Annotated in this window: 28 protein-coding genes and 1 CRISPR repeat array; of the genes, 6 read left to right on the plus strand and 22 right to left on the minus strand. The window is 43.2% G+C overall.

Annotation, left to right across the window (positions count from 1 at the left end; translation table 11 throughout):
• Positions 1 to 8: 8 nt before the first annotated feature.
• Genes rpmC through rpsJ form a run of 10 tightly spaced genes read right to left on the minus strand, consistent with a single transcriptional unit; the run spans position 9 to position 4,568 of the window.
• Positions 9 to 194 carry a 50S ribosomal protein L29 gene (rpmC, locus tag CSHOW_RS09915; protein WP_002953667.1) on the minus strand — a complete coding sequence of 62 codons (186 nt, stop codon included), beginning with the start codon at positions 192 to 194 and terminating at the stop codon, positions 9 to 11.
• Complete coding sequence (gene rplP, locus CSHOW_RS09920) at positions 181 to 606, minus strand: 50S ribosomal protein L16 (protein WP_002947109.1); 426 nt, start codon at positions 604 to 606, stop codon at positions 181 to 183. The genes rpmC and rplP overlap by 14 nt, the downstream gene beginning before the upstream one ends.
• Before the next feature lie 2 nt (positions 607 to 608).
• On the minus strand, positions 609 to 1,310 hold the full coding sequence (rpsC, locus tag CSHOW_RS09925; RefSeq protein WP_009494829.1) for a 30S ribosomal protein S3: 702 nt from the start codon (positions 1,308 to 1,310) through the stop codon (positions 609 to 611).
• 1 nt (position 1,311) lies between these two features.
• Positions 1,312 to 1,644 carry a 50S ribosomal protein L22 gene (gene rplV, locus CSHOW_RS09930; RefSeq protein ID WP_002947114.1) on the minus strand — a complete coding sequence of 111 codons (333 nt, stop codon included), beginning with the start codon at positions 1,642 to 1,644 and terminating at the stop codon, positions 1,312 to 1,314.
• A gap of 9 nt (positions 1,645 to 1,653) precedes the next feature.
• Complete coding sequence (gene rpsS / locus CSHOW_RS09935; protein WP_002947116.1) at positions 1,654 to 1,935, minus strand: 30S ribosomal protein S19; 282 nt, start codon at positions 1,933 to 1,935, stop codon at positions 1,654 to 1,656.
• Between the two features lie 2 nt (positions 1,936 to 1,937).
• Positions 1,938 to 2,768, minus strand: coding sequence for a 50S ribosomal protein L2 (gene rplB / locus CSHOW_RS09940; RefSeq protein ID WP_002947117.1), 831 nt, complete (start codon positions 2,766 to 2,768; stop codon positions 1,938 to 1,940).
• 1 nt (position 2,769) lies between these two features.
• The gene (locus CSHOW_RS09945) at positions 2,770 to 3,051 is read right to left on the minus strand and encodes a 50S ribosomal protein L23 (protein WP_002947118.1); all 282 of its coding nucleotides are present in this window, start codon (positions 3,049 to 3,051) and stop codon (positions 2,770 to 2,772) included.
• Between the two features lies 1 nt (position 3,052).
• On the minus strand, positions 3,053 to 3,667 hold the full coding sequence (rplD, locus tag CSHOW_RS09950) for a 50S ribosomal protein L4 (RefSeq protein WP_002947119.1): 615 nt from the start codon (positions 3,665 to 3,667) through the stop codon (positions 3,053 to 3,055).
• Complete coding sequence (gene rplC, locus CSHOW_RS09955) at positions 3,664 to 4,242, minus strand: 50S ribosomal protein L3 (RefSeq protein ID WP_002947120.1); 579 nt, start codon at positions 4,240 to 4,242, stop codon at positions 3,664 to 3,666. Before rplC ends, rplD begins: the two co-directional genes overlap by 4 nt.
• Before the next feature lie 14 nt (positions 4,243 to 4,256).
• On the minus strand, positions 4,257 to 4,568 hold the full coding sequence (gene rpsJ, locus CSHOW_RS09960; RefSeq protein WP_002947121.1) for a 30S ribosomal protein S10: 312 nt from the start codon (positions 4,566 to 4,568) through the stop codon (positions 4,257 to 4,259).
• A gap of 405 nt (positions 4,569 to 4,973) precedes the next feature.
• Here rpsJ and CSHOW_RS09965 point away from each other — a divergent pair, with 405 nt between their 5' ends.
• From CSHOW_RS09965 to CSHOW_RS09975, 3 genes are all read left to right on the plus strand, one after another.
• Positions 4,974 to 6,068: an ATP-binding protein gene (locus CSHOW_RS09965; RefSeq protein ID WP_002947123.1), complete on the plus strand. Its 1,095-nt coding sequence runs from the start codon at positions 4,974 to 4,976 to the stop codon at positions 6,066 to 6,068.
• A 10-nt stretch (positions 6,069 to 6,078) separates the two neighbouring features.
• Positions 6,079 to 6,960, plus strand: coding sequence for a hypothetical protein (locus CSHOW_RS09970; RefSeq protein WP_002947125.1), 882 nt, complete (start codon positions 6,079 to 6,081; stop codon positions 6,958 to 6,960).
• Positions 6,961 to 7,051: 91 nt separating this feature from the next.
• Positions 7,052 to 7,627 carry a ribonuclease HII gene (locus CSHOW_RS09975; protein ID WP_002947127.1) on the plus strand — a complete coding sequence of 192 codons (576 nt, stop codon included), beginning with the start codon at positions 7,052 to 7,054 and terminating at the stop codon, positions 7,625 to 7,627.
• 812 nt (positions 7,628 to 8,439) lie between these two features.
• Here the strand turns inward: CSHOW_RS09975 and aroC are convergent.
• The 4 genes from aroC to CSHOW_RS09995 are packed head-to-tail and all read right to left on the minus strand — an operon-like array spanning position 8,440 to position 11,744.
• Complete coding sequence (gene aroC, locus CSHOW_RS09980) at positions 8,440 to 9,639, minus strand: chorismate synthase (RefSeq protein ID WP_002947131.1); 1,200 nt, start codon at positions 9,637 to 9,639, stop codon at positions 8,440 to 8,442.
• Positions 9,636 to 10,304 carry a ribonuclease III gene (gene rnc, locus CSHOW_RS09985; RefSeq protein ID WP_002947133.1) on the minus strand — a complete coding sequence of 223 codons (669 nt, stop codon included), beginning with the start codon at positions 10,302 to 10,304 and terminating at the stop codon, positions 9,636 to 9,638. The genes aroC and rnc overlap by 4 nt, the downstream gene beginning before the upstream one ends.
• Entirely contained in the window at positions 10,304 to 10,741 is a 438-nt protein-coding gene (gene rnhA / locus CSHOW_RS09990) for a ribonuclease HI (protein ID WP_002947135.1), read from the minus strand. Before rnhA ends, rnc begins: the two co-directional genes overlap by 1 nt.
• Positions 10,719 to 11,744 carry a tetratricopeptide repeat protein gene (locus CSHOW_RS09995; protein WP_039895117.1) on the minus strand — a complete coding sequence of 342 codons (1,026 nt, stop codon included), beginning with the start codon at positions 11,742 to 11,744 and terminating at the stop codon, positions 10,719 to 10,721. The genes rnhA and CSHOW_RS09995 overlap by 23 nt, the downstream gene beginning before the upstream one ends.
• 63 nt (positions 11,745 to 11,807) lie before the next feature.
• On the opposite strand from CSHOW_RS09995, the gene dnaG reads away from it, so the two are divergent.
• From dnaG to CSHOW_RS10010, 3 genes are all read left to right on the plus strand, one after another.
• Positions 11,808 to 13,463, plus strand: coding sequence for a DNA primase (gene dnaG / locus CSHOW_RS10000; RefSeq protein ID WP_002947140.1), 1,656 nt, complete (start codon positions 11,808 to 11,810; stop codon positions 13,461 to 13,463).
• Entirely contained in the window at positions 13,460 to 14,446 is a 987-nt protein-coding gene (locus CSHOW_RS10005; RefSeq protein WP_002947143.1) for an argininosuccinate synthase domain-containing protein, read from the plus strand. Before dnaG ends, CSHOW_RS10005 begins: the two co-directional genes overlap by 4 nt.
• 297 nt (positions 14,447 to 14,743) lie before the next feature.
• A complete protein-coding gene (locus CSHOW_RS10010) occupies positions 14,744 to 15,316 on the plus strand; it encodes a hypothetical protein (RefSeq protein ID WP_002947147.1) in 573 nt (190 codons plus the stop codon).
• A 99-nt stretch (positions 15,317 to 15,415) separates the two neighbouring features.
• Positions 15,416 to 16,299: direct repeats of the CRISPR family, unit length 30 nt; unit sequence GTTTCAAACTCCAACGGAGTAAATTTTAAC.
• 367 nt (positions 16,300 to 16,666) lie between these two features.
• On the opposite strand, the gene cas1 is transcribed toward CSHOW_RS10010, so the two are convergent.
• From cas1 to CSHOW_RS10050, 8 genes are all read right to left on the minus strand, one after another.
• Complete coding sequence (gene cas1, locus CSHOW_RS10015; RefSeq protein ID WP_002950089.1) at positions 16,667 to 17,665, minus strand: CRISPR-associated endonuclease Cas1; 999 nt, start codon at positions 17,663 to 17,665, stop codon at positions 16,667 to 16,669.
• A 69-nt stretch (positions 17,666 to 17,734) separates the two neighbouring features.
• Positions 17,735 to 18,013 (minus strand): CRISPR-associated endonuclease Cas2, encoded by a 279-nt coding sequence (cas2, locus tag CSHOW_RS10020; RefSeq protein ID WP_039895522.1) that lies wholly within the window; start codon positions 18,011 to 18,013, stop codon positions 17,735 to 17,737.
• An 11-nt stretch (positions 18,014 to 18,024) separates the two neighbouring features.
• Positions 18,025 to 18,525 (minus strand): Dna2/Cas4 domain-containing protein, encoded by a 501-nt coding sequence (locus tag CSHOW_RS10025; protein ID WP_002950092.1) that lies wholly within the window; start codon positions 18,523 to 18,525, stop codon positions 18,025 to 18,027.
• The gene (locus tag CSHOW_RS10030; protein WP_002950094.1) at positions 18,525 to 20,723 is read right to left on the minus strand and encodes a CRISPR-associated helicase/endonuclease Cas3; all 2,199 of its coding nucleotides are present in this window, start codon (positions 20,721 to 20,723) and stop codon (positions 18,525 to 18,527) included. The genes CSHOW_RS10025 and CSHOW_RS10030 overlap by 1 nt, the downstream gene beginning before the upstream one ends.
• Complete coding sequence (cas5, locus tag CSHOW_RS10035) at positions 20,701 to 21,411, minus strand: CRISPR-associated protein Cas5 (protein ID WP_002950097.1); 711 nt, start codon at positions 21,409 to 21,411, stop codon at positions 20,701 to 20,703. The genes CSHOW_RS10030 and cas5 overlap by 23 nt, the downstream gene beginning before the upstream one ends.
• Before the next feature lies 1 nt (position 21,412).
• The gene (cas7b, locus tag CSHOW_RS10040) at positions 21,413 to 22,354 is read right to left on the minus strand and encodes a type I-B CRISPR-associated protein Cas7/Csh2 (RefSeq protein ID WP_002950098.1); all 942 of its coding nucleotides are present in this window, start codon (positions 22,352 to 22,354) and stop codon (positions 21,413 to 21,415) included.
• A gap of 14 nt (positions 22,355 to 22,368) precedes the next feature.
• On the minus strand, positions 22,369 to 24,135 hold the full coding sequence (locus CSHOW_RS10045) for a TM1802 family CRISPR-associated protein (RefSeq protein WP_002950099.1): 1,767 nt from the start codon (positions 24,133 to 24,135) through the stop codon (positions 22,369 to 22,371).
• A 407-nt stretch (positions 24,136 to 24,542) separates the two neighbouring features.
• Positions 24,543 to 25,226, minus strand: coding sequence for a CRISPR-associated endoribonuclease Cas6 (locus CSHOW_RS10050; protein WP_002950101.1), 684 nt, complete (start codon positions 25,224 to 25,226; stop codon positions 24,543 to 24,545).
• Positions 25,227 to 25,234: the final 8 nt, after the last annotated feature.

The raw sequence follows: 25,234 nt of genomic DNA on the forward strand, positions 1-25,234 counted from the left end.
CTCACCCCTTACTTTGAAGCGCTAATTGCAGTGTTGATTTGCGCTATTTCCTTGCGGACGGCGCTAATCTCGTTAGGGTTGCTTAGCTGCATAGTTTTTAGCTTTTGTCTTAAAGTAAATAAAAGCACCTTTTTCTCTTTCAATAACGCGTTAAGTTCTGCAACGCTTTTGTCTTTAATATCAGTATATTTCATTTTCACTCTCTCGCGTTACGATTTTAGTCTTAAACGGAAGTTTGTGGATCGCTAGGGTTAGAGCTTCACGCGCTAATTCCTCATCTACACCAGCCATTTCGACTATTATACGACCTGGTTTTATGTTCATAACCCACTCTTCGACTCCGGCTTTACCTTTACCCATACGAGTTTGTAGAGGTTTTTTGGTTAGCGGCTTATCTGGGAAAACTCTGATCCAAGTTTTAGCTTGGCGTTTTACGTGGCGGGTTAGAGCCACACGAGCCGCTTCGATCTGGCGCGAATTTACGCGGCCCGCTTCTACAGCTTTGATTCCTATCTCGCCCATAGCAAGATCGGCGCCGCGAGTAGCTTTACCGCGGTTTCTGCCTTTCATCTGTTTGCGAAATTTAGTTCGTTTTGGCATCAACATGATTATTTACCTCTTCTTGCTCTGCGCGGTTTTTTATCGGCTTTTTCTTCTTCGTTCTTTTCAGGTTGAACGCCTTTTTGAAGAACCTCGCCTTTAAATATCCACACTTTTATACCTATGTTTCCATAAGTCGTATGCGCTTCGGCAACGCCGTAATCGATCTTAGCTCTTAGGGTGTGAAGCGGAACGCGACCCTCTAAGTACCACTCTGTTCTAGCGATTTCCGCACCGCCAAGACGTCCTGCGACTGAAATTTTGATACCTTTAGCGCCTGATTTTTGAGCGCCTTGGATAACTTTCTTCATCGCACGCCTAAATGCAACGCGTTTTTCAAGCTGCATCGCTACGTTTTCCGCAGCTAGCTGAGCCGAAGCTTGAGCTTTTCTTTCTTCTTTGATATTTACGTTTACTTCTTTGTTGATTAGCTTTTGGATATCCTCTTTAAGCTTCTCTACGTCAGAGCCCTTTTTGCCGATGATAATACCGGGGCGAGCTGCTACGACGGTTACGCGAATTTTCTTAGCCGTTCTCTCGATCAAAATTTGAGAAACGCCCGCGTAGTAAAGTTTCTTTTTCAAGAAAGCGCGAATTTTGTAGTCTTCGCCGATATTTTCAGCCAAAGTTCCTTTAGCAGGAAACCATCTTGACTCCCAGTTGCGGTTTATTCCTAGTCTTAGACCTATCGGATTTACTTTCTGACCCATATTACGCTTCCTTCTTTTCAGGTTTAGATACTTCTACTAAGATATGAGAAGTCGGTTTGCGGATTCTGCTTGCGCTTCCTCTCGCTCGCGGTCTAAATCTTTTTAATACTGGGCCTGCGTCTACGCGGCAGCTTGTCACGATAACCTCTTCAGGCTCGAATCCGCCATTAGCTACCGCTGAGCTGATAGCCGTAGCGATAAATTTGGCGCCGCGGTTTGGCATAAAGCTAAGGCTAGCTAGTGCAAATTCGGCATTCATGCCTTGTACTTCTCTTGCGATTAGTCTGGCTTTAGTCGGAGATAGTCTTACGAATTTAATAATTGATTTGCTCATCTTATCCCCTTACTTACCGATTTTCTTTTGCACTGAGCCTTTGTGACCCTTAAATGTGCGCGTAGGAGCAAATTCGCCTAGTTTATATCCGATGTGGTTTTCAGTAACGTATACTGGAATGAAGCTCTTGCCGTTATGAACGTTAAACGTTAGACCTATCATTTCAGGCACTATCGTGCTGCGTCTAGACCACGTTTTTATCGGCTTGTTGTCGTTAGCTTTTTTAGCGGCAACGACTTTTTTCATTACATGCTCATCGACAAAAGGTCCTTTTTTGAGTGATCTTGCCATCTCTATTTACCTTTCCTTCTTGAAATTATAAGCTTATCGCTAGCCTTTTTGCGGCGAGTCTTAGCACCTTTAGTCGGTTTACCCCATGGAGTAACAGGATGACGGCCAGAGTTTTTCTTGCCCTCACCACCGCCGTGTGGGTGATCTACTGGGTTCATCGCAGAACCGCGAGTTTGAGGACGGATACCTCTGTGGCGATTACGTCCGGCTTTACCGATAGTTACGTTCGCCCAGTCTTCGTTACCTACTACGCCGATACTAGCCATGCACTCTGCGAGTACTTGTCTCATCTCGCCGCTTGGCAAGCGAAGCATTACATATTTTTCCTCTTTACCCATTAGCTGAGCGTAACCGCCGGCTGAACGAGCCATCTGAGCGCCCTTGCCAGGTTTTAGCTCCACGTTGTGCACGATAGTACCAACCGGGATGTTTCTTAGTTTCATCGCGTTGCCGGGTTTTATGTCTAGACCTGCCTCGGCTGCTGCTACGATATCGCCAACGTTTAGTCCGTTTGGTCTGATGATATAGCGTTTTTCGCCGTCTTTATAAGCGATAAGCGCGATGCGGCAGTTTCTGTTCGGATCGTACTCGATAGCTTCGACTTTACCTTCGATACCAAATTTGCGGCGTTTAAAGTCGATGATTCTATAAAGCTTCTTCGCTCCGCCTTCTTTATGTCTAGAAGTTATTCTTCCGTTGCTATTTCTACCGCCGCTTACAGGGATCTTTACAAGCAGGCTTCTCACGCTAGGTTTAGCAGTGATATCCTCGCTTGATAAGCCCGTCATAAATCTGCGGCTAGGTGTATAAGGTTTATAGGTTTTTATCGCCATCTTACGCCTCCGTGTTTTCTAGGCTTGAGCCTTCAGGCAACTGAACGTAAAATTTCTTTATCTCGCTTCGTTGTCCTTCTCTTCCTTTGAAACGCTTAACTTTTCCGTCGATTCTAAGCGAATTTACGCGAAGCGGCGTTACTCCAAAATACTCTTTCAAAATTTCTTTCAGCCTGTTTTTAGTCATCTTAGGCGAAGTTTGTATGACGACCACGCCTTGCTCTTGAAGACCGAGAGTTTTTTCCGTATATAAAATCGTTTTGATATCAGTTATATCTGCCATTTCAGCCCTCTTTTATTATAGTTTCAAGTGCGGCCTTCTCGATAACGACGGCACCGTAAGTCGCCACTAAGTAAGCGTTTATCTCGCTCGCATCGATTAGATAGCAGTTTGATAAATTTCTAAACGCGAGTAACGTGTTGTCGTCAAGCAGATCTTTTACGACCAAAGCGTCTCTCAAATTTAACGCGCTGATTACTTTAGCCGCGTCTTTAGTCTTACCGCTTGCGATCTCTATGCTATCTACCGCGAAAATTTTACCCGCGTTAGCTTTTTCGTTTAGCGCGAACTCAAGCGCCAATCTTTTTTGCTTTTTATTGACCTTTTGGAAATAGTTTCGCTCGTTGCTCGGACCAAACGCCACTGCGCCGCCTACCCAGACGTTAGTTCTGGTTGAGCCCGCTCTAGCGCCGCCGCGACCTTTTTGTCTCCACGGTTTTTTACCGCCGCCGCTTACGAAAGCTCTGGTTTTGGTGTGAGCCGAATTTGAACGCATACCGGACAAATAAGACTTAACGTAAAGATATAGGTTGTGCGGGTTAATCTGGGCGTAATCAGCCGGTAGATCAAGCTCGCTAGCTTTTTCAAATTTTTCGTTTAATACGCAAACTTTACTCATTTTACTATCCTTATTCTGCCCATTGCACCGTTATAGCCAGCGACGCTGCCTTTTAAAACCAAAATTCCGTTTTCGGCGTCAAAGCTTACGATCTCGTTTTTAACGGTAACTTTTTCGTTTCCGGTGTGTCCGGCCATCTTCATACCAGGCTGAACGCGTCCCGGCCACTCGCGGTTACCGATAGAGCCGTGTCTTTTGTGGAAGCGAGAACCGTGGCTTTTTGGACCGCCCGCAAACCCGTGTCTTTTTACGACGCCTTGATAGCCTTTACCTTTTGAGCTGAAGCTAACTTTTAAAATTTTAGCCGAGCTAAGCGGACTAATGTCAAGATCGCCCGCCTCTTTATTGGCGACTTGTAGGGTTGCGAATTTATTAAATTCTGCCGTTAGGCTATATTTTTTTTGCTGACCCTCTATAGCTTTATTTTTTGCTTTACCTTTAGCATAAGCTACTATGGCGCAGCCGCATTCGCTCACTTCGCAAACTTTAGCGTTTACGACTTTTAGAAGCGTAACGGGGATGCTTGGGTTGTTTACCGTTCTGCTCATGCCTATTTTTTCTACGATATATTCCATCTTTCACCTCGCCTTTATTTGCCCATCGCGCGGACTTCGACGTTAACCTCAGGGGCTAAGTCAAGCTTTGTTAGCGAGTCGACGGTATCGGGCGTAGCCGCTACGATATCTAGCATTCTAGCATGAATTCTCATTTCAAACTGCTCGCGTGAGTCTTTGTTGATGTGTGGTGATTTTAAGACCGTGTAGCGTTTGATCTTCGTAGGCATCGGCACCGGACCTCTGACGTCGGCGCCCGTTCGTTTGACAGCTTCTACTATGGCTGCAACTGTGCGGTCGAGAACTCTATGGTCATAAGCTTTAAGCTTAAGCCTGATTCTTTCCATTTTCTTTCCTTTGAATAGAACTTGTCGCAAACATACGACACTTCTTATTTGTGTAAGAGACTCGGATTTTATCCAAATGGCTTTTTAATGTCAATATTTTGAGCAAATTTGATGAAATTTAATAAAATTATTTCCTTTTTATAAGGAAGTTTTTGTAAATTTGGCTGAAAATTTGATGCGAAATATTTAAATTTGGTTTGATGTAAATTTGGCCGCATTTGTCCGGACGCAAATTTGGTTCGAATAAAATTTTGCTTTCATAGCGTCTGCGTTTTTCTCGCTCAAATTTAATACATTTTCTTTTAAAAGCGGTAAATTTTAGATCATCTTTTGAGATAAAATTTTAATTAGCTTCCTCTTTATAAGGAAACTTCGCTATAATTTTCCAAATTTTAAAGGCTAAAAATGCAAACTCTAAACGCGCTCTACCAAAGCCCGCCGAAAAACGTCAAATTTATAAATAGAAAATTTGAAATCACGGCACCCAAAACATTGATAAAAGGCGGCATAGGAAGCGGCAAAACCTCGCTGATCGCGGGCTTTTTATCAGCATTTGAGAGCAAAGAGTTTTTGTACGTAAATTTAGGCGACCTTCGTATAGATGCGGATGATATTTTGTCAAATTTGCCCGAGTTTTTACGCCAAAATCCGCAGATAAAAACTCTAGCGATCGATGATTTCGAGCAGAGATTTTGGGATAAATTTGAGCCGATTTTAGAGCTAAATTTACAAAATTTTATCGTCGCCTCGCGGTTTAAAGATGCAAATTTAAGTGGATTTAGCGAGCTAAATTTGGATTTTTTAGACTACGAGGAGTTTATCGCTTTTTTTTCGAAAAAGATCGATCCCGAGACGCTTTTTAGCCACTTTTTACTTCACGGTAGGAGCCCCGCGTCGGCCTTTTGCGATCCCGAAAACGTCGCGGTAAATCTACAAACCGCGCTAAAATCCTCACTCTCCGCCACACAGCTGGCCGTACTAAAAGAGTGCGTGAAAGCTCAGGCGCAAAACGTGAGCGTTTTTGAGATTTTTAGCACGCTAAAATCCACCCGCAAAATCTCAAAAGATAGCGTTTACGGCGCGCTTAGCGAGCTGGAAAATATGAGCGCGGTTAGCCTGGTAGAGAAATTTAACGAGCCAAACGCCGCAAAAAGGCTTTATTTTAACGACTTTGCGTTTAAAAGTGCACTAAGCCTAAAAAAGGACTTCGCTAAGAATTTTAATAACACGATTTTTTGCGAGCTAGCCAAATTTAACGAGCAGATTTTTTATACAAAAGAGCTTGATTTTTTCCTGCCAAAAAGGAAACTTGCTATCATTTGCTCGCCGTTTAGCGATGCGGATTTGGTCTTTTTAAAATTTAAAAAACTGCACGCAAATTTAAAAATTTTAGGTATAAATAGGCTACAAGCAATCAGTGTGGCAAACTCGGGCAAGACGAGCATAGAGGGCATAAAATGCGAGGTCGCGCCGTTTTCTCGCTGGGCGCTAGGCATATAAAGGAGCGATTATGAGAGCGGTTGCGACGCTATTTTTGGCTTGCGTTTTGGCGCTAGGCTACGAGATCAGACACGAAAACGAGGGTAAAATTTATAAATTTGCAGGCGAGGCGGACGGGAGCAAATTTGAGCTCTATATCAGTGAGCTTGAGGCCGAGTTTGAAAATTTTAGCGATAAAGGCGTCGTTTTACCGCCCAAATTTCAAGGTCACGCATTTTTTGAGGGTGCCAGATACGACTTTAGTAAGGGCAGCATCGAAAGATCAGGCGCCGCTATAACGGCCGTAAGCGCGATCACCGAGTGGCTAAATCTGAGCGTGAAAGCGGATAACGGCGAACTAACGGGCAAGCTAGCAATCAGAGGCAAGGCGCGAAAAGCCATGCTAAAACATGTTGCAAGCTATGATTTTGCCGCGCTCGGACTGCAAGAGATCGGGCAAGACGGAGCGCGATTTGAAGCCGTAGCGAGCGACTTTTACTCGCCTAAATTTGCGCAAAATAACAAAAAATCTCTCGCAGCAAAACTTGTAAATTTTAAATCGGCATGGCTCAAAGACTCCTCAAACAGCGCCGCAAACGCGCTAAATAACCTCGAGTACCAAAACGGAAAAATAAGAAGCGTCTGCGAACTAGGCGCAAGCGGAAAAGTCTGCAAAACCGTCTGGCTCAAAAACCTAAAAAAGATAAATTTAAGCGACGTTTTTAAGGATCTAAACGATACAAATTTAGCGGCGATATTCGCAAAAGAAAAGATAACGCCGAGCGAAAATTTTACACTCTCGCCAAGCGGCATTACATTTTTTGACGGTGCGGCCGGCGGTAAAAACAGCGAGATCTCGCTACCGCTTGAACTCGTAAAAGAGTATCTAAAACAAAATTTCGGGCTGTTTTAGGCAATTTTTTGAAAAGTGGAAGGCAAAATTTGATACGAATCAAACCGAAATTTGATGACTTAAACTCCAAAAAATACGTGAAAGCATGCCGATGAAAAACAAATTTGACGCCCAAATATGCGGTATCGACGAGGCTGGACGCGGTGCGCTAGCGGGCCCCATGGCGGTAGCCGCATGCGTACTAAAGCGCGATATAGCGGGCCTAAACGACTCAAAAAAACTGACTGAAAAGCGTCGCGAGGAGCTGTTAAAAGAGATAATAAAAAACTCGGAATTTCTCATCGCGTATTTTTCAAACGAGCAAATCGACGAGCTGGGGCTTAGCGAGTGCCTCAGACGCGCGCTGCGGCTGTTTAAGGCGCATTTTACGGACTGCGAGCTGCTCTACGACGGCAACGCAAACTACGGCACCGGCATAAAAACGATGGTCGGAGCCGACGGCAAGGTCGCGCAGGTGAGCGCCGCAAGCATCCTAGCCAAGGTAAGCCGCGACGCGCTGATGCAGGCGTGGGACGGCGTGCACTCCGGCTACGGATATGCCACACACAAAGGATACGGCACAAAAGCGCATCTAGACGCGATCGCAAGGCTTGGCGACTCGCCGCTGCAAAGGCGCAGCTTTCGCGTAAAAAGCTTTGAGCGCGGACTGTTTGACGAACAAATTTGACTTTGCGTAGCCTTGTTTTCGTAAAATAGATTGAACATTTGCGCGACGGTAAATTTTACGAATTTTTCATATGAATATCAAAAAACTAAAACTAGAATGTCTTTAAATTTAACTGTTTTATCGGCGACCTTATGAGTGACAGAATTATGCGATACGGCCTAGTTGCCGAATTTGATTCTACAAGAAAACAAGAGTAAATTTGATATTTACGCGCGCTTGTCGCAATGCCGTTGACCTCAGGGCGACCACCGCTTGGCGTAGCGGTAAAACTCTAAATTTTGGTTAAAAATCCCGCAAATTTAAACGCAAAAATGAAGCAAATTTGGCTTATTTTGCGCTGGATATTTTAAAAAGCTGCGAAACTCCTCATAAACGCAAAAAGCCGACTCGTTCGCGTAAATATCGTGCCAAGGCTTGGATTTCAGAGCTTCGTAGTTCGTTGGTCGCGATTTTTTGAGGACGTATTTGCGCTTGGCGTTTGGATTAAAAGTCTAAATTTACGCGCTCCCGTCTCATCGGTGCGCTCCATTTTTCTATGATTTCTTGCATAAATTTTAGATATTTTGCGGCGTCTGCGAGTAAATTTTCTAAGCCTTCATACGAGATATTTTTTACATCAAAGGTGTCCGTTACGCCGTTTTTTCGCCGTTTATATCATAAATATAAATTTGCCAAACGTCTTTTCCGCGCGCAAAAATGTCCGATTTTTTATAAATTTCGCGGCGGGATTTTACGTATTTGTGGCCGACTCGCCCAAACGCGCGTAACGTCCGTTTTACTCAGCTTAGTTTGGGGCGCGGTTTATCTTGGAGTTAGCCGTAAATTTTCTTTAAATTTGCTAGATTTGCGCTCAAATTTAAAAGCAGCATATCGGCTGTTACGAGCCTTGCCATCGCGGTGGCTACGACGCTGCCGCGCACTCCGATACACGGATCGTGCCGTCCGCGCAGCTCGCAGATGACGTCCTCTCCGCGCACGTTTTGCGTCGGCTGAGATAAAAATATCGATGGGGTCGGCTTAAAATGTGTCTTTATCACGATTTCTTGTCCGCTCGTCATGCCGCCCAGCGTTCCGCCCGCGTGATTTGAGGCAAAGCTGAATTTTTCATCCGAATTTGAGTCACGGCAAGCGCTTTTAAATTCGTCAAATTTGCCGCCGTTTAAATTTGATAGCTCGTCCGCATCGTCAAGATTAGGGTTACCCACACTCAAATTTACGCCCGCATACGCCGCGCCCATCGAGTCGTTATTTTGGCTGCCGCGCATCTTGCTGGCATTTGCGCCCTCGCCGATCTCTACGGCTTTGACGCCGTTTATGCCCATCATCGCAGCCGCGATAGCCGCGTCAAATTTATAGTATAACCCCTCGCCAAGCCCCGCCGGTGCGCCGCGGATCACCGTTACGACGCTAGCTCCGACGCTGTCGTGCCCCTGTTTGGCTTTTAGGATTTCCTCTTTCATCGCTTCTTCGTTGCCTAGCGAAAATATCTCCGAGCGCGCCGCGAGATCAAAGTCTAACCGCTCGCCGCACGAAATTTCGCCCACGCTAGCCACGCCGCTTTGTACGCTGACGCCAAACTCTCCCAGCAAAATTTGAGCTATCGCGCCGCCGGCCACGCGCACGGCCGTCTCTCTAGCCGAGCTGCGTCCACCGCCTCTGTGGTCGCGGATGCCGTATTTGCGGTAGTAGGCGTAGTCGGCGTGCCCGGGACGAAAGAGCTCGCGTAAATTTTCATAATCGCCCGATTTTTGATTTTCGTTTCGAATGATAAAGCCGATCGGAGTGCCGGTGCTTAGGCCATCAAACACGCCGCTTAAAATCTCCACGCGGTCACCCTCGCTCCTGGCTGTGGCAAATTTTGAGTCGCCCGGCTTTCGTTTGTCAAGCTCGCTTTGGATAAAATTTAGATCAATGCGCACGCCTGCAGGAAAGCCGTCTATCACGCCGCCAATAGCCGCTCCGTGACTCTCGCCAAACGTCGTTAGCGTTAGTTTGCGTCCAAAGGTGTTCACTTGCCCTCTCCTAAAATCTCAAGCGCGGTTTTAGCGGCTTTTTGCTCGGCTTCTTTTTTGCTCTTGCCCGCTGCTCGCGAGATCTCGCGCTCGTTTAGCATCAGCGCGATCTCAAATTCCTTCTTATGATCGGGGCCTTTTGAGCCCACCAGCACGTATTTTGGTATCTGGGCAAAGCGCGCTTGAGTGAGCTCTTGCAGCGCGGTTTTGTAGTCTTTTACCATGCGGTCGAAATTTATATCGGGGTAGCATCTCTCAAAGGCCTTTAGGCTAGCCGCGCGAACGGCGTCAAAGCCACTTTCTAGATAGATCGCGCCCATTAGCGCCTCAAATGCGTCCGATAGGATCGAGGCTTTTGCCCGTCCGCCGTTGTGCTCCTCAGCCGGCGAGATATTGATGAGTTGGCCCAAATTTAGATATTTAGCTAGCTCGGCAAAGCTTTTTTCGTTTACGAGCGCGGCGCGCAGTTTGCTTAGATCGCCTTCGCTTAGGCGCGAAAATTTGTGAAAAAGATAATCCCCGATCACCAGATCCATCACCGCATCGCCCAAAAACTCGAGCCTTTCGTTGTTTGCACCGCCCTTTACGCTTTTGTGCGTGAGCGCGGTTTTTAGCAGCTTTTCGTCTTTAAATTTATATCCTAATTTCTCTTCCAAATTTCGCATTATTCGCCTTTTAAGCTATTTTTTATCTTTACGGCTTGCTCGCGCGCCATCTCGTCGCAAAGCTCGTTTTGCGGGTGCCCGGCGTGGCCTTTGACCCAGATCGCCTCGACCTCGTGCGGCTCGCTTGCGCTTAGATACTCCTGCCACAGCGGGACATTTTTTACGTTTTTAAAGCTTTTCTTCACCCAGCCCTCTAGCCACGCATTTACGGCGTTTGCGACGTATGAGCTATCGGTGTAGAGTTTAACGCGGCAGGGCTGTTTGAGCGCCTTTAGTCCCTCGATCGCAGCGCGTAGTTCCATTTGGTTGTTTGTCGTGTGCGCCTGCCCGCCGCTTGCCGTTTTTTTGTGTTCGCCGTACTCCAGGATGTACGCCCAGCCGCCGGGTCCTGGGTTGTCCAGACACGAGCCGTCGCTAAAAAGGCATACTGTTTTCATCGGATTTTTCCGTGATGTGAGGCAAAATTTGCACGCTGCCTAGTTCGCTACACATCGGACAGCGGTAAAAATGCATCGGAAAGGCGTTTTTGCAGCTCTTGCAGACGTAGTTAAAGCTAAGCGCGGCTTTGTCGTAGTCGGCCGCTTTTAGCTTCTTTAAAACCTCTAGCTCAAAACCGAGCGGCGCACCGTCCTCGTCGCTCATGCCTTTGACGAAAAATAGGCTCTTATACTCGGGATCGGTTAAATTTACGGGCGTGTTTTGATAATAAACCAAATCCAAAACGTTCTCAAGCGGCGGAAAATCGCTAAAATCCTTAAGTCCTGAGCCGCTTAAATTTAATCTCTCCATCGCCATACGCCGCACGAGCGCAAATTCGTCCTTTAGGGCTAAAATTTCGTTAATTTTAGCGGATTCGTCTCTGTTTTTATCCGATAAAATTTGCAGCGCCTTTATGTAGGCCGTCTGCGCCCTCACGCCCTCGCCGAGCTCCTGCAACGCGTCCAAAGCCTGTAGCGCGCCCCCATAATCTTTTAGTTTTTCGAAAATTATCGTTAGAGATTTTAGCGCGATTTGATTTCGCGGAGAGATTTTTAGCGCCTCTAAAAAGACGCTTTTTGCGCGCTCTAGAAAGCCCGCCTTAAAATAAGTCTGACCCAGATCGGTAAAAATTTGCTCCTTTGCCGCTCGGTTTTTAGCCCGCTCTAAAGCTACGGCATAGACGTTGATGGCCTTTTCAAAATATCCGCTTTTTGAAAACGTCCCCGCCAAAAAGCACATCGTAGCCGTATCCGCGCCCGAGTTTATCAAAAGCTGCTTGTTTTCGTCGCTCAGGCCTTGAGATTTGCCGAATTTTTTCAAAAATCCCGCGATCTCCGCCTTTTCGTCCTTGCTCTTAAAAACGCCCCACGCATAGCTAAAAACGGCGATCACGAGCACCGCGGCGACTAGCACCACGAGGCCGAAAATCGGGTCTCTAAATTCGATAAAAAATATATCCAAAATGCCGCTTTCTAAAGTCAAATTTAACGCCGATTATAGCAAAACGATTGTATAATCTCGCTTATGATCGATCCAAAATCAATAGAAAGACTAAAAGCGCAAACCGATATCGCAGATATCGTCGGGCACTATCTGCCGCTTAAAAAAAGCGGCGCGAACTTCGTGTGCGTATGCCCGTTTCACGACGATAAAAACCCGAGCATGAGCGTGAGCCCGTCGCGCGGGATATTTCACTGCTTTTCGTGCAAAGCCGGCGGCGACGCGATCAAATTCGTGATGGACTACGAAAAGCTAAGCTACCCCGAAGCCGTCGAAAAGATCGCCGGACTGCAAAATTTCACGCTAAACTACGTGCGCGGCGGCGAACCGGCGAAGGAAAACAAGCACATCCTAGAAAACGCAAACGCCTTTTACCGCTCGCTGCTTTATAAAACGCCCGCGGCCGTAGAGTATTTGTATTCGCGCGGTATCACGGACGAGCTGATCGATAAATTTGAACTAGGTTTCGCGCCTGAGAGCGCGCAGACGATAAGGCTACTGCAAAACGAACAAATCGAGCCCAAAGAAGCCCTAGAAGTCGGCATCGTAAAGCAAAACGAAAACGGCATCTACGCTAGCTTCATAAACCGCATCACCTTTCCTATCTACACGCACGCGGGACGGCTCGTGGGCTTTGGCGGACGTACGATCAGCGGCAACCCCGCAAAATACGTAAATTCGCCCCAGTCCGCGGTTTTTGACAAGTCCACGCTTTTTTACGGCTACCACTTGGCAAAGCGCGAAATTTTCACCAAAAATCAAATCATAATCACCGAAGGCTACTTGGACGTCATCATGCTGCACAAGGCGGGCTTTAACAACGTCGTAGCGGTGCTTGGAACCGCTCTCACGACCAAGCATTTGCCGCTTTTAAAACGCGGCGAGATTAGCGTCATCTTGTGCTTTGACGGCGACGACGCGGGCATAAATGCCGCGACGAAGTCCGCCCTGCTGCTCGCGCAAAACGAAATCGACGGCAGCGTAGTCATTATTGAGGGCGGCGCAGACCCCGCAGATATGGTGGTAGCGGGCAAAATAGAGTATCTGCGTCAAATTTTTGAAAGCGGCACGGAGATCGGCGAATTTTACATCAGACATTTAGCTAGCGGCTTTGACCTCTCGCGCCCCGTACAAAAGCAAAAGGCGCTAGAAGCGATCCAGGCCTTTACCTCGAGTCTAAAACCCGTCGTCGCAAACTCCTACGCGCCGCTCGTGGCTAAAATTTTAAAGATAGCCGAGGGGTCGTTTTGGCTAACTAGAGGTACAAATACGCAAGCCGCTCAGGAGCGCATGCAAGCCTACGAAATGCAAAATTTACGGGCAAACTCGGGGCGCAAAGATCCGCTAGAAATCCAAATTTTAAAAACGATGATAGAAAACGAGAGTCTAAAAAAATTTATTTTAGAGAATTTAAAGCCAGATTATTTCGCGCGCCACAGGGCAGTCTACGAGGCGATAACAGCGGGAGCGGACGCGAACGATCCGTCCGTGCGCGAGATAATATTTGAAAAATACGAGGCGTTTAAAAACGAGGAGGAAATTTTACAAAACCTAAAATTTTTTAAAACAAGGTTTTACAAAAATTTATACAAAAAGTATTCGGCGTCGCAAATCTCGCTAGAAGAAAAGCAACCGATACTAAAAAAAATCAACGAAATTTTAAAGGAACTTAAAAAATGAAAGCATTAGTTTTATTTAGCGGCGGGCTTGATAGTATGATCTCTATCAAGCTGCTGACAACCCAAGGCATCGAAGTTACGGCGATCCATATCGACATCGGATTTAGCGGCGACGAGAAAAAGGCGGAAATTTTACGCCGCCGCGCGAACGAAGCCGGAGCCGAGTTTAAGATCGTAGATATCAGAAACGAATACCTGCGCGAGGTGCTTTTTACGCCAAAGCACGGCTACGGCAAGCACTTTAACCCCTGCATCGACTGCCACGGATATATGTTTAAAACGGCGCTTGCGATGATGAGCGCGGAGGGCGCTAGCTTTATCGCTACGGGCGAGGTGATCGGCCAGCGTCCGATGAGTCAGAGGCGCGACGCTATGGCGCAGGTCAAAAACGCCGCGGGCGACGAGGAGGATCTCATCCTGCGCCCGATGTCCGCACAGCTGATGAAGCCTACAAAACCCGAGCACGAGGGCTGGGTCGATCGCAGTAAGCTGCTAGGCATCAGCGGACGCGACCGCAAAAGACAGCTAGCCCTCGCCAAGGAATTCGGCTTTAGCGAATTTGAGACGCCCGGCGGCGGGTGCTTGCTCACGATAGAGAGCTTTTCAAATAAAATCAAAGATTTCATCAAATTTGACCCGGACATGACTAGCGCGGATATGCAGCTACTCCGCATCGGGCGGCATCTGCGCCTAGCAAACGGCACCAAAATGGTCATCGGCCGCGACGAAAACGACAACGCCAAACTACTAGCTCTAAATAATCCCAAATTTACGCAGATCAAATTTGACGAGGGCGTCGTGGGCGCGACTAGTCTCGTGGATGCTAAATTTAACGAGGCTGATCTTGAGTTTGCCGTGCGGCTGGCGCTTGCCTACACCAGAGCAGACAAAGATACGGCGGTGCTCGCTAGAGTCGGGGAGCGCGAGATTTGCGTGAAGCCTTTTGAGAGCAAAGAGTCTGCGCAGGAGTTTTTTGTTAGTTAAATTTAAGAGCTTTAAATTTGCCTGATTTGTAAAAACGGCAAAATTTAAAGCTAAAAATACTATCTTTCTTTGAAATTTGCCGTAGAATTTGCTGCAAATTTTACGGCCTTTGCGCGGATAAATTTCAAATTTACGACACAAGCCATTTGTTTTAACTCGGCAAATTTAATTTACCTTGCGACGCATCAAAACCAAAATGATACTGGCTTTTATTTTATTTTGAGATATTTTAAGTATAATTCTCATTTTAATATAATAGTATGAGTTTTTGCGATGGATTATCAAGGATTATTTTTATTGGCACAGTTTTTAAACGAGAGAAAAAAGGCGAGTCGTAAAGAGATAGCGGAGTTTTTATCGCGCGAAACTGGTGCGAGTCAAAGCAAAACGGACACGCTTTTAAACGTCATAGCAAATAGCCCAAAAATTCAAGCTTTGCCGCAAGAAAAAAGGATCGTTTTAAAGACTTCGCGCGGGATTTACGAGATAAGCAAAGCTGGCGAAAAACTCTTAAAAAGCAAAAACGCTAGACAAAATTTTGAAGCTTGGATTGACGGCGTTTACGGAGAAACTGCGACGCAAAATTTACCAGCGCCCAAAACTAAAAAATACCTAAAAACCATCACCGCTCTCGTCGTCCACGAGATAAAGGACAAAATGATCGGCGAAGCAATCAAAAAGCCGATAGAAGCGATAAAATCGCTCGCTCTAAAGCTCATGAAAAAGCATAAATATTTAGGCAAATTTTATGCTTTTAGACACTTTTTTTTGGCGCTTTTGGCTGCCAAGATTGCGTTTGACGTCGTCAAATTCTTTAAAAATCGCAAGCTAGAAAAACTGCTTGCAGGCAATCAACCGGTAGGCTGTTAGCTAAGTTAACAGAAAATCATAAATTATTTATTGCAACTTTATATTTTGTCGCCCGTCTATAATCAATCGCACAGCATACTAAGCCGCAAAAATTGATTGCATCAAAACTCCAACGGAGTAAATTTTAACTATATCATGGGTTTCGCTCAAGCTTTAGCACCGTTTGGTTTCAAACTCCAACGGAGTAAATTTTAACTTTTGGAAGTTTTGGGAAGTTTTAAGATATAGTGGTTTCAAACTCCAACGGAGTAAATTTTAACAGCGGCACGTGATAGTTATTAGTATGCTCAAAAACGAGTTTCAAACTCCAACGGAGTAAATTTTAACCCGTACAAGTCCTGGATAGAGGACGTAAAAGAAAGTTTCAAACTCCAACGGAGTAAATTTTAACGGGAGCTCGGGAGGGGCGGCGTCTTCTTGTTTTAGTTTCAAACTCCAACGGAGTAAATTTTAACGGGAGCTCGGGAGGGGCGGCGTCTTCTTGTTTTAGTTTCAAACTCCAACGGAGTAAATTTTAACGCATAGCTCTAGCCGCGCAGGCCGTAGGCAAAAACCGTTTCAAACTCCAACGGAGTAAATTTTAACTTTACGAGGACGCGGCGAGCGTAGCGGCTAAGGCATTGTTTCAAACTCCAACGGAGTAAATTTTAACTATAACCTGCGGATCTTTGCCCGCGCATCCTGCTAGGTTTCAAACTCCAACGGAGTAAATTTTAACTAGCGCTCTTTCATTTCGCATAGGCCAGCATCGACGTTTCAAACTCCAACGGAGTAAATTTTAACACCTATATTATTGTCGCCCTCTTCGTCTTCATAACTGTTTCAAACTCCAACGGAGTAAATTTTAACCCGCGTCGCTTACTATTGCAGCTCCAGCCGTCAAGCCGTTTCAAACTCCAACGGAGTAAATTTTAACGCGTATCATTGGGGACATCTTCAGGCTCTAAATTCTTGTTTCAAACTCCAACGGAGTAAATTTTAACAGCACCAAAATATACATTTTTAGGACTATAAAAACTCAAAGTCTATATTTTTACGCCTTAAATTTGCATAAAAAGCAAAATAATATCGATACAAAATGCCCTAAATTTCATCATTTCTAAAATCTTAGAAAAAGCTTTATCGACATGATTTGGATTTAAAAAGGCACTTAGAAATCAAATATCCCGCCGCAACAAAAGTAAGCTAGCGCCCCCCCAACCCGACACCATACCCAAAGATGCATAAGTCAAATTTGACCGCAAATGAGTAGCGATTTTTGTGCCGCATTTTAATGAAGTAGCGACACTAAAATCAAATCATCAAAATGCAACCGCGACCTTTTGCTGTCCCTACCGACAAATATCAAATTTACCCCCACCTAAATCCCTCGTAAGGCGCATCTTCGCAGATACATTTTTTGATCTGATTAGCTTCGCGGCGGATCACCTGCCGCCACGTGAGATCGCGCCCGCCCAGCGAGATCGTTTCGCCAAGCCTTGCGATCATCTTTAGCTCGATCTTTTGCACGGCGTCGTTGCTAAATTTTATCCGCCCGGCGTCGGTTTGAAAGTCCTTTGCCGTGATCTCTTTTTTATTTAGCATACTAAAAATCAGCGTATCGCCCAAAATCGGCTTAAAAATCTCCGCAAGATCGAGGTGCAGGCTCAACGCGCGGTAGTTTGGCTCGTGCAAAAAGCCGATGCGCGGATCAAGCTCGGTTTTGTAAATTTCGCTGAGGCAGACGTTATAGATGCGCGTATTTACGTAGCTTATGAAGCTGTTGATTTTATCGGCGGGCGGGCGCTTAGAGCGGACGGTAAATTTAAAGCTTTTTTGATCCGCGATTATCTCGTTCCACTTTTCGTAGTATAACTTTTGAAACGCCCCTTCTACCGCCATTATCGCAGGCACGTCCGCGGCAGCGTTTAGCGCCTCTATGTGGGGCGAGACGTCAAATTTTACGCCGTGTCTTTTGCAATTTGCCGCGTCGTTTAGGATGTGCGCACGAGTGATCTCGCGAGCGATGTAGGCGCGCTTAAGCGGATCGTCAAAGGCGCGGACCTGATTTAGTAGCACAAAGCCGCTTTTATTGACCGAGTTTGAGGTGTTTGGATAAAAGTTCCCGCGAAAGCTCTGATATGGGCTAAAAATGTGCAAAAGGACGTTGTTGTCCGCCAAAAACGCCATGGTGTAGGTGTCGATCTGCACTTTTGCAAGCACGTAAATTTCATCGATCGCATTTATCGGCAAAATTTTACTAGCGACGACCGCGCCTGCATCGTCAAATTTATCAAAATAGATATTGTTATCTTGCCTGCGAAGCCTGCCTGCGCTCAAAATAAAATGCGTCCTATCGCTTTTTTGCATCTTTGTTCCTTAAATTTAGCCGGGATTTTAAGTGTCGCCGTCAAATTCGGCAAATTTACGCGAGCAAATTTAACTAAACAGCGCGCCGCTTTTATCCTGTCCGATGACTATACGCTTGGAATACTTCAGCGAATTAAACGTGTAAATCACGATAGAATCAAGCTGCGGGGCGCACTCTTTTTGCAGCATTGTGCTTAGTTTTTTAAAATCGCTCTCGCGGATTTCGCCTTCAAAAACGGAAAACTGCACTCGCGGCAAAAACTTCTCGACCCCCTTTCTGATGCGGTTTGCGTTGTTTTTCTCTTTTTGCTCGGCGCCGGCGATGTCGTAAAATAAAATCACGTACATTTTTCTAAATTTCAACTTGCGCAATATCCGCTATAAGCGCAGTTTGTGCAAAATTTACCCTGCGTAAATTTCGGCGGCCGCTCCAGGTTTGTGAGTGCCGTTATCTCGCTTAAAATTTGCTCGATTAGAGCGAAATTTTCGCTGCTATCATCCACCAAAATCACCTTTTTGCCGCTGATTAATTTGCCTTTTACCTCTTTTAAATTTAAGCCCGTTTTTAAAAGATAGACGTAAAAAAGTAGCTGCATCTTGCCCGCAAGCTCGTTTTTTAGGCTCTTTTTGTATTCGGTGATGAGATAATGTCCGCGCTGCTTGGAAAGTTTGTCGAATTTTAAATTTGAAAATGCAAAGTCCTGCAAATTGCTCTCTTTGATCTCCGCTAGCGCCTTGCCCATCAGCACGTTTTCATCCTCCTGATCTGCGTGGATATGGTGAGCGTAAAGCCACGCCTCGCGCTTACAGGTGACGTAATAATTAACAAGCGTGCCGGTAATTTGGTCTTTGCAAAACATTAGTCAAATACCTCATCCGTGATGTCCAAATTCGTATCTTTTTTAAGCCCGTAATCCGTGCTATAAAAATAAGACGAGCCAAACGGCAGATAAAACATATCCTTTAGTCCGCGTATTTGCCTTAAATTGGGCGTCAATTTCTCTTTATCTTTAAACGTTACGTTTATGCTAAATTTCGATAACTTTCTGATGTGATTTTTTAAAATATCTCGTATCGTAAATTCGTTATTTTGGCTATTTTTAATTTCGATAATCTTAGCTTCAAAATCCTTGATAAAATTTTCTTCGGGCTCGATTATTAGCGTTTGTTTGCAGTTATCGTTCATAATTTCTTCGATTTTTTGGTTTATATTTTCGAATTCTAGCTTTTTTATCTCGCTTTGTATATATAAATTTTCCAGTTGATCGCTGATTTTCTGAAAATACAAATTTGAAATTTCTAAAATTTCACTCTCTCGCACCTCTCTTTGTTTGAAAATTTCTAAAATCGCTTTGCTTACTTTCTGCAAATCGCCATAAATCAAATTTGTAAATTTACTTATTTCGGCAAAGACGTATAGCTCGCCACAAATTTCTCCAAAATGCCTATTTACGCGCCCTGCGGTCTGTATGATCGAGCTAATGGGCGCAACTTCGCGAAATCCAACGTCAAAATCAAGATCCACTCCCGCCTCGATAGACTGCGTGGAAATTAGTAAAATTTTACTTGCAAGCGGATCGTCTTTATTTGTATTTATTGCACACCTTACCGCTTCGATAGTAGCGCGTTTGTGATCATCATACATATATCCGTTTAGGCAAAAGCAGCTAAATTTATCTCTTAGTTTTACGAACAGCTCCTGTGCTTTTTTGATCGTATTGACGACGACGAGGGTATTTTTATCTCTTGCGGTTTCGCAAATTTTCTCTAAAAGCCCCTCTTCGCCGCTTATATCAAGCCATTTTATAACGTATCTATCCTGCCTTGAAAAATACTCTAAATTTGAAATTTCTTTAAAATTTTCGCTTTTAATAACCGGCATCGTCGCCGACATAAATATAAAAATAGTGCCGAGCCGCTGCGAGATGATCTCGCAAAGCAGGATAAAATCTTTTCTAAAATTATATGGGATTGCTTGCGCCTCGTCGATGATAACGACGCTATTTTTGAGCTGATTAAATTTGACGTTGTCTTTGTTTTTATTGCCAAATAGCGCAAATATAAGCTGATAAAGCGTAGTTACGTTTATCTCGCCGCTAAAAGATTCCATCAAAAATTTGATCTTAGAGTACCTATCATCTTCGGTCAGATTTTTTTCGTCTATCGTCGTTTTGTGGTGAGCCTTGCCAACCGAAATATCGCTATTTTTATAAATTTTCGCAATTATATCGTAGGTTTGATCGATTATCGAAGTAAAAGGAAGCGCATAAATTATGCGAGATTTATTAAATTTTAGGGCAAAATTTAGAGCAGTCAAGGTCTTGCCGTATCCAGTCGGCGCGGTCAAAGTAAAAAGTTTGTAATTTTCGTCAAAATTGTTTAAAACAAAATTTCTAAACTCATCTCGCTTTTTATTCGGCGGTAATGTTTTGATATCGCTCTCTAAAACATCTACCGGTATATCTTTGGTTTCCTGTTTTGGCATGCTAAAGATAGCCTCAAATTTATCGCTATAAACCAAATTTGAGTATAGGCTTTTGAAATTTATGAAATCCTCATAAGTAAATTTGTGTTTATACTGCAATAAAATTAAGTATTGACGAAGCTTTTCCGCTCTATCTAAAAACTCATCCTTTTTTGTAGATAATCCCGAATAAACCTGGGTATTTTTAGCGGCGTTAACTACTTCTTCCCAATATTCTAGCTCTTTTAAATTTTTAAAAAATTTATTAGCATCTCGAGCTAATGTCATTAAATTTACGGCATCGCCGTGGTGCGAAACGATGGCAAGAAAGCCAAACAGAGTCGGTATTTCATCAAATTTGGAGTTTAGCAAGAAAAAATATGCCGACAGAAATGAGTGGTTTTTATCCAGCTTGTCGTTTGAGGTGTCTCTGATGTAAATTTGAAAATTATTTTTTAGTTTTGCGATATCGTGATAGAGCTTGACCTGCTTATCCAGCTCTTCATCGCCGGCAGAGATCATATTTTTTATATGATTTTCTAAAAGTTTATTTGGATGAGACCAAAACTCGTCAAATAAAATAGACTCTTTCATCGTTTATCTGATATATATTTCCATGGTTTTTAGATTTTATAGCTTCTTTGCCGTTTATTTCCATTACAAAGTCTTTAAAATCTTTAAAAATTCGCCCATTTTCGCAGTCGCAAGGCATTCTAACCGTAGTTAATTTCGCATTTTCATTAATACCATCAAAAACAAAATCTTCCATAAGCGTAAATGTATCTATAAAACTTTCGTCTTGAGCTATTTTTTCACATATTTCTATATAGATCCAGCTAAAATCGGCTATGCAAAAGTTTATCCCAAGATACGGCGTAAAGGCAGTTTTGTGCTCTTTTAAATTTGAAATTATCTTATCCCGGTAGCTTTGCTCTAAATTCTCTAAATTTAAAAATACGACATAAGACGGCGAGCAGATGAGCTCTCTGTAAAACTGCTTTTTCTCCTTGGCGTTTTGATAGCCTTCCTCTATGTGCATATTGCTTGAGAGGGCAAATTTTATGCCGTTAAAAACAAAACTCTTTTTTAAAATTTGCCTATCTATTTTTACGCTGTATTTGATGCTAGATAGCTTAAAATACTCCTCCTCGCCTATAACGGCGCCTAAAAAGCCCATTATAGCGGTCTTTGGCGGCACCGGATAGGTTAAGCTAGAATAAATCGTTGCCGGATGCGAAAAATGAGCGTAATCGCCGAATAATCTAAAAGCAATAATGCTCATTTTACGCCTCTATCTTTTTCCAACTACTATCAAAATTTTCTTTGTTTATCGCTTCAAAATCATAATCGCTCATATACTCTATTTTTTCTATATTTGCGGCATATCTTGTGAGTTTATTTTTTAAATTTGTAAAGTCGATAGTGTATTCGTTGATACTTCTTATCGCTCTATCTTCTTTTTCGCTTTTTAGGCTTATACTATTGTTTAGATCGCCCGCAAACGTATCGTCTTTATACGTGATGATTAGCATAAACCTTGGAGTCTGGCCGATTTTGGAGCGAGTCGTTAAGTTTTTAGTACCGTGCCACAAAGCTTTTAAAATTTTAGCTTCATCGGCTTCATTAAAGCCCGTTTTTGCCGCATTATAATTATCGATAATGCCGTAAGTAGCGAAAATAGCGTATCTTAAAAATTTTTCCTCTCTAAAAGTCGCCTGCGCACTTTGTTTTTTTTCAATATTTGGATCATAATCGCTAGCAAAAGCGCCCTTGCCTTTTACATACTCTATCTCTACTTTATTTAAAGATTTACTTAGTCTAAACTGTACCGGCCCTGTAAACTGAACGCCAGCGGTTTTTATCTCTTTGTCTTGTTTTTTTTCGTCTCTATCCGAAATAGGCAACACGCCGCCAAATGCGCGAATATCGATAAATTTAGACAAAATTTCTTTTTGCAGTTCGCTTTTGCTTTGTTTTATGTTTATGCTTTGTCTGATCGCCGTTTTAGCATCTAGTACGACGTCTTCTATCCTATACTCCTTTATAAAAATCGACGCCTCGTCTTTTTTCATAATCTCGTCTCTGATAGTTCTTTTTATGCGCACATCCGTCACCTCGGCTATGCCGGTTTCATCATCGCATCTTGGAGCGTTATCCTTTAGCATGTCGCCGTTTGGATTCCAATTCTCTCCGTCCCACAAAAAAAGTATCTCTTTTTTCTGCATATTATTCTCCTTACTTATTTCGTTTTATCTTTTAAAAATTTGCGATAATCACTCCCGCCCATAGCAAAAGCAAGCGTAGTATGAGAGCTTTTTACTATCTTGCTTTCTTTAAAAAAGACTTGCGGTAAAATTTCAATCAAACACTCTTTTATATTTTCAACATTTGGATTTGGTTTGCCGGAAGCTGCCTTAAGCTTTCTAATCATCTCATCGCACTTAGTCCAAATTCGCTCCAAATTTTCCCTGCTTATCGAGCCGCAGTTATCAAGCCAGTTGCTAAACGATACGCCGCCATTAACGCCGAGCTGCCAGTTTATCAGAGCTGCGCTTAGCATGCCTAGTAAATAAGCGCTTGCAAGCGCGTCATCTTGATTTAAAAATTCGCTATTTTTGGTTAGCTCTCTAATCAGTTCTTTTTTATCGATTAAATTTTCCAAATCGCACTCCTTTTGAAACACTAGTTTTTTATTTAACACGTCGATCTCATTAAAAAAATTCTGATATTTTTTAATAACATCAATCGTTCTTTGCCTGTAAAAATCGTTAAAATATTTACCCCACTCTAATTTCTCCGCATAGTCCTTATTGGCGCTACCATAGCAAATCAAATCGCTATATCTTTCTATCATAATCTCTAAATCAAATTTATTTCGCGACAGTAAAAAGCTCATCACGCTTAGCCTATCTTCAAACAAATTTTGAAGATATATCGTCTCATCGGTTCCGCTGTTTTTTTCATAGAAAGCTTTAATATCAAAATTGCCCATTAAATTTGAAATTTTAGAGATAAAAGAGGGCAAAACGTCATCTATCGCAAGCTTTAAATCGATAGCTGCGTTGCTTTGCGTATAAAATAAAATCGTATTTAAAACCGGTAAATTTTCCTGTTTTTTAGCAGCGATCTCAAGATAATCATTTATGCTAAATTTTATAACTTCTTCGGCCATCTCAATATTTTTCATATCACTTTTTGAAGTTTCTTCTAGTATTTTTATAATCTCTTCTAGATTTACCGAGCTACCCAAAATCGTCGGTAAAATCGCCATTTTCATACCGTAAAAATTGTGCGATAGCTTATCTTTTATCGCTTTAAAGCCGTTTTCTACCTTTTTTGCGCTAACGGCGCTTAGCGGCAAAAGTTTTGACTTGATAAATTGCATATTAGCAGGCATCTCATTTACCGAGCAAAATGCTAAATTTGCATCGCCGCCTATACCTTTTTCATTTGTCAAAATATCGTATCCATAGGACGATTTTTGCTCTTTTACGCTGATACGATTTTCAAAAATTTGTTTAAAATAGGCAGAAACGGGCTTGCCCTTGTATGAGAGCGAGAAAAAAGTAGCGACTTTTTTGCCTTTTTCCTTTTTTAGCTCATCAAGACCTTTGATCTCATCTATAATATCGGCAAAATATCCTTCATTTATACTAGGTAACATAGATAAAATAGCGTCTTTTTCTATATCGCTCGGCTCAAAACACGAGAGCAAATTTGAAACCGATCTCAAAACGCCTTTTATAAATTTAGCTTCGTCTTTATTTGCTTCTTTGGATAAAAATTGAGAATTTGGAAAAAGATTACCGGAATTTGCGCCTACGCCAAATCTACATATTATCAGATCGTCTTTGCTTATGTTTAAATTCGGCTCTATTCGCTTGGTTTCTATGTCGCAGAGATATACTTTGATTGTATCGTATTTGTAGGCATCGTTTTTGAGACGCTTTTCATCTTTTTGATATATTTCGCCTATGTCGGCGAAAATCTTAACTATATCACCCAAAATATTCCCTTTGCTAAATATTTATTAGCAAAATTATAATACTTTTTAAAGATTAAATCAAGTATTTATAAACAAAAAATATGATAAGAAATAGGGTTGACGCTTTAAAAATATTTAAAGTAATACTAATTTTAGTTTCTTTATATCTACGTCCGATTTCGTCAAAGAAGCTTTTATTTACTATTTCGATCTCGGTTGAAAACTTGTGAACATTTTTCATATTTCTTCTTCTTATAAATAAGTTCTTGAAAGTATATAGAAAAAAGAATATTTTGTCAATAGTTATGTTATTTAAATTATTAAAGATATCTTGCATATACAGCAAAATTACACTATAATATTCTTAAGGGCAAGACTTCCTCCGTTGGAGTTTTAAACTGTTATTTAAAATATTGCATATCTTGCCCTTAAATTTCCTCCACCACCTCCACAAACCCCGCTCCGCAGTTCATACATCCGCTTCCGACACCGGCGTCAAGGATCAAATTTATCAGCTCCGGTTGCGCGCAAATTTTCCATTTCGCTTGCCAAGCTTGAACCGGCGAGCGATTGTTGCCGTAATAAAAATTAAATGGATTTTGCAAATTTTGCCAGAGCAAATTTAGCTCGAATTCTCCGTCGTATCTGCGCCCGGTAAGAGTTTCAAATCTTTGCAGCGCGTTTGTTTTCATCATCTCAAGATGCCTGGAGTCTTGCGGCTGCAGATAAATTTTATGCCCCAAAAGCCCGCCTATAGCGCATGCTACGCAGCCTTGTAACACCGCTTCGCTTTGCGAGGTTCTGTGTTCGCTAACAGCCACCGTCGTATCGCACAGGCAAAGCTCACCCAAGCTTAACCCGTCTTTTAGCACGGCAAGCGCGATTATTTTTTCAAATTCCGACTCATATGAGGTAAATCTAATCCGCAAATTTGCGCCATTTAAACGAAAATCAAAATTCGTTCGTTTAAAAATTTTGCCGCTCGGCTCGTGCCTGTACCCATCGTGCTCGGCGCTTGGCAGATAGCGGTAGATGTAGCCCTGGATGAGCTGAGGCAATGCCCTTGATATTTTTAAATTTGCGCTCGGCAAACGTGAGATTATTATGAGCATTTTTATCC

It is taken from the genome of Campylobacter showae (genome assembly GCF_004803815.1).
In the GTDB taxonomy this organism is placed as follows: Bacteria; Campylobacterota; Campylobacteria; order Campylobacterales; family Campylobacteraceae; genus Campylobacter_A; species Campylobacter_A showae.